Source organism: Moorena sp. SIO3I8 (assembly GCF_010692325.1).
Classification (GTDB): Bacteria; Cyanobacteriota; Cyanobacteriia; order Cyanobacteriales; family Coleofasciculaceae; genus Moorena.
On sequence record NZ_JAAHHW010000476.1, the window covers coordinates 1 to 1,080 of the forward strand.

The following is a 1,080-nucleotide window of genomic DNA, read 5'->3' on the forward strand; positions in this document are numbered from 1 at the left end:
TCTCAAGGAAACCAAACGGCTATTCCCTGATTACAAACAAATCTACGCAGAAACTCAGCAGGTTAACCTACAACGGCTCAACAAAGCATGGGATAGATGGCGGAAGCCGCTGAAGCATGGGTTACGCGGGGGAAGACCTCGGTTCAAGAAACAAGGTCAATTAAGGTCATTCGTGTTTCCACGTGTGAACAGCCCGCGTGCCGGGGCGCATCTAAAAGATGGCTTTCTATTGCTCAGTCGCATTGGTCAAATACCTGTGGTCATGCATAGACCAATACCAGATGGATTTACTCTTAAACAGTGTACTGTCGTCAAAAAGGCTGATGGTTGGTATTGTTGCATTTCAATGAAAGATGATACCGTACCTGAGCTATTACCTGTGGATTCGGTTAGATCTGCTGTCGGTATCGACGTTGGCTTAGAAAAATTTTTAACCACCTCAGACGGTGAAGCTATACCTATTCCGCAGTTTTACAGGAAAGCTCAAGACAGACTTGCTCAAGCTCAACGAGTAATGTCGCGTCGTCTCAAGGGGTCTAAAAACTGGAAAAAAGCCAAGCACAAAGTGGCTTTATTACACCTTCATTTAACCCGTTGTCGAAAGGAGTTTCATTATCAGGTTGCTCATTGGTTGTGTAGTAAGTATGACTTAATTGCTCACGAAGACTTAAACATCAAAGGACTTGCTCGAACTAAGTTAGCCAAATCAATACATGATGCAGCTTGGGGTGCATTTCTGGAGATATTGCAAGCAGTGGCGGTCAAACGCGGCTTGTTAGTCGAGGAAGTCAACCCACGGGGGACAAGTATTGAGTGCTTTAATTGTGGTTCTAGGGTTGAAAAAAGTTTGAGTGAGCGTGTTCATTGTTGTTCCAGTTGTCAAGTCAAAATTGACCGTGATTGGAACAGTGGTATTAATATCTTAAATCGTGGATTATTGGCGGTCGGACTGCCGCTAAATGGCTGTGGTAAATCAATACAGGATATTGAGGAACAGCAAGTCTCATTCGTGAGTTTGAGAAGCCTACATCATAATCTTTGATTTTATGTGGGAGTAGTCACAATAAGCAAAATAGGAAA

At 43.4% G+C, this 1,080-nt stretch carries 1 protein-coding gene; it reads left to right on the plus strand.

Features of this window, described 5'->3' with window-relative positions; all coding sequences use genetic code 11:
* On the plus strand, window positions 1–1,042 hold a 1,042-nt coding region (locus tag F6K51_RS38000), incomplete at its 5' end, for a transposase (protein WP_293031523.1).
* Between the last annotated feature and the right edge of the window lie 38 nt (window positions 1,043–1,080).